This is a genomic window from Iodobacter sp. (assembly GCF_025352645.1).
In the GTDB taxonomy this organism is placed as follows: domain Bacteria; phylum Pseudomonadota; class Gammaproteobacteria; order Burkholderiales; family Chitinibacteraceae; genus Iodobacter.
Map to the genome: position 1 here is coordinate 1 of NZ_JANXSO010000113.1, position 3506 is coordinate 3506.

2 protein-coding genes are annotated in these 3506 nt (G+C 48.8%); both read left to right on the forward strand.

What is annotated here, in order from left to right:
• The first annotated feature begins 378 nt into the window (after positions 1-378).
• On the forward strand, positions 379-852 hold the full coding sequence (locus Q0R17_RS12755) for a YhcH/YjgK/YiaL family protein (protein WP_293935676.1): 474 nt from the start codon (positions 379-381) through the stop codon (positions 850-852).
• 282 nt (positions 853-1134) lie between these two features.
• A partial coding sequence (locus Q0R17_RS12760) for a retention module-containing protein (RefSeq protein ID WP_293935677.1) occupies positions 1135-3506 on the forward strand: 2372 nt, incomplete at its 3' end.

The following is a 3506-nucleotide window of genomic DNA, read 5'->3' on the forward strand; positions in this document are numbered from 1 at the left end:
CGGCTTCTTTGCCACTCATCAGCTGGCGGAGTACTTCATCAACAAGTCCATTCTGAACAAGTGGTTCTAATCTTTTCGGGGTTTTCATTTTCCAAAGTCCGGTATTAGCAAACAGCAGTGTGCCTTATGCCATAAATTCGCTTTTAGCGCAAAGCCCTAGATTAAAAAGGATTTTTCATGCGGCACATATCCAACACAATACTGACACCAAACATGCAACAAGCACAAGGTTTGTCCGTGTAAAGCATTTACCTAGCTAGGCCAAGCATAAACACAATGCTTCTTAATAGGTATAACGGCAGTTGCAGATTACTGACCTTCGTGAATCCAATCCCCATAAGCTCTATACTGCAGGAATATTAAATATTTGAGATCAGCATGTATCTAGGCCACTTACACCAATCCAATCTGCCACTACCCCCCGCTATAGAAGCCGCGCTAAATTACCTGCGCAATACAGATTTTTCGCAAATGGCCGTCGGCCGCTACCCCATTGATGGCGAGCAGATGTTTGCCCTCGTTCAAAGCCCGATGACTCAAGCTTGGGAAATCGGCAAACCAGAGTTTCACTCCCGCTATATTGATATTCAGTATTTATTAGAGGGCGAAGAGCTCATTGGCTATGCCATTAGCGACAATACGCTCAGCAAAACACACGATCAGCTCACTGAAAGAGATATCGCTTTTGTCGCCCCAATTGAGCACGAATCTAAGCTGCGATTAACGCCAGGTATGTTTGCCATTTTTTACCCAGGCGAGCTACACAAGCCATGCCGCGCGGTAAAAGAGCCACTGTTAATTAAAAAAGTGGTAATTAAAATTTCTAAAGATTTAGTCGCAAGCACTGCTTAAGGATGGCAACAGTGCACTGGCAATAAAATAACACTCCCCCTCTTACTGCATTACCAAAAACCTTCACCATGCCCCCAGACCACTTTCTAACAGGCGCTGACAATACTACTCAGTTAAATACCGAGTAGTGCGCCTTTAGCCCTACTGTGATCGCCCCTCCCCGGCGCCTGAGCCAAATCTAGGCCTAGCCTCGTTGGCTTACCTGTCCTTCAGTACAGTATTAGAATTTACTAAACCTGCTTACAATTCATGCCATCCTCATTTAACTCTGGTTAATACCTCATGGCCGAACAGATCAATACCACTCAAGCGCATGCAACAATCGTTCAAATCGATGGCAAAGCCTATTTGCGTGATGCAAGTGGAAAAACTGTTCCACTCCAAAAAGGCCAAGAATTAAATGAAGCACAAACTTTAGTAACCGATGCCGATGGGCATGTGCAATTACAAATGCCAAATGGCCAGCTCATCGATATTGGCCCAACACGCACAGTGCAAATCGATGCACAGATGCTGGGCAACGCTACCCTTGATGCCGCCACGGCAGCGATTAACGATTTAGCAGCCTCCACCGCTAAGATTGCCGCCGCCATCAATAATGGACAAGACTTAAGCACAGAATTAGAAGCCACCGCAGCGGGCTTAGGCGGCGCAGGGCAAGGCGAAGGCCATTCTTTTGTGCAACTCTTGCGAGTAGCCGAAGGCGTTAACCCCCTCGCTTTTAATTTCGCCACAAACTTTGAAACCACACCTAACGATGTGAACCCCACTCAAGCAACCATCGTTGCAGAGCAAGGTGTTCAGGCCGTTAATGACGCAGTTACCTTAGAAGAAGACGGCCAAAGCCGCATTAATGTACTTGGCAACGACAGCGGCAACAACATCACAGTAAGTAGCGCAAGTGCAAGCAACGGCACGGTTGTAATCAATACTGACGGCACTATTACATATAAGCCAAACGCCAATTACAATGGCCCTGATCAAATCACCTACACCATTACCGATGCCACTGGTGCAGTTAGTAGCGCCACAGTTGCGGTTACCGTTACCCCCGTTAATGATTTGCCTACCCAAGTCGACAATAACGGCAATCCAACGGGCACCCCCGTACAAATCATCACCAAAGAAGACACCCCAATTGCTGGCAAAGTAAACGCCAAAGATCCTGATGGCGACACACTAACCTTTGCGCCTAAAGATCAGCCAACGCACGGCAGCGTGGTGGTTAACCCAGATGGCAGCTACGTTTACACCCCTGCTACTGATTACAATGGCAAAGACAGCTTTACCGTGACAGTGAACGATGGCAAAGGTGGCACCGCCATCATTACCGTTGATGTAGGCGTCACGCCCGTTGAAGACCCTGCCAACATCAGCGGCACAGACCTTGGCACCGTTCAAGAAGACGGCGTGCTGATTACAGAAGGCAAACTGACCGTGTCTGACAAAGATGCAGGTCAGTCTGAAATGCAGCCCGCTTCCATCAAAAACGAATTCGGCACCTTTGCCATAGATAAAGACGGCAAGTGGTCGTTTACACTGGATAACAACGCCAAAGAAGTACAAGCACTGACCAGCAAAGACAGCTTCGACAAGACCTTTACCGTGCAATCCCTTGATGGCACAACGCACAACGTTGTGGTTACGATCAAAGGCCAAGACGATATTGCTGAAATTACCCCAAGTAAGCCGGGTGATGACGCGGGCCAGGTTAAAGAAGATACCGTTCTTACAACTGGCGGCACATTGCTGGTGAACGATAAAGACGCTGGCCAATCTAGCTTCCAAGCACAAACCGATACTACCGGCACTTACGGTAAATTCAGCATCGGTGCTGATGGCAAGTGGACTTATGCGCTGAATAACTCAGCCACCAACGTCCAGGAGTTGAAAGAAGGCGAAACCAAGACTGAAACCTTTGCGGTGAAGTCGGCTGACGGCACAACTTCAAACGTGATTGTGACGATTGTAGGCACAAACGATGCCGCCATCATTACTCCAAGCAAACCGGGTGATGATGCTGGGCTGGTTAAGGAAGATACAACATTGACCACCGGCGGCACGCTGCTGGTCAACGATAAAGACGCTGGTCAATCCAGCTTCCAAGCACAAACCGATACTACCGGCACTTACGGTAAATTCAGTATCGGTACGGATGGCAAGTGGACTTATGCGCTGAATAACTCAGCGGCCAATGTCCAAGAGTTGAAAGAAGGCGAGACTAAGACTGAAACCTTTGCGGTGAAGTCGGCGGATGGCACCACTTCAAATGTGACGGTGACGATTGTCGGCACCAACGACGCAGCCATCATCACCCCAAGCAAACCAGGTGATGATGCGGGTCAGGTTAAAGAAGATGTGACCCTTACAACCGGCGGCACGCTGCTGGTCAACGATAAAGACGCTGGTCAATCCAGCTTCCAAGCGCAAACCGACACTACCGGCACTTACGGTAAATTCAGCATCGGTACGGATGGCAAGTGGACTTACGGGCTGAACAATTCAGCCACCAACGTCCAAGAGTTGAAAGAAGGCGAGACTAAGACTGAAACCTTTGCGGTGAAGTCGGCGGATGGCACCACTTCAAATGTGACGGTGACGATTGTCGGCACCAACGACGCAGCCATCATCACCCCAAGCAAACCAGGTGATGA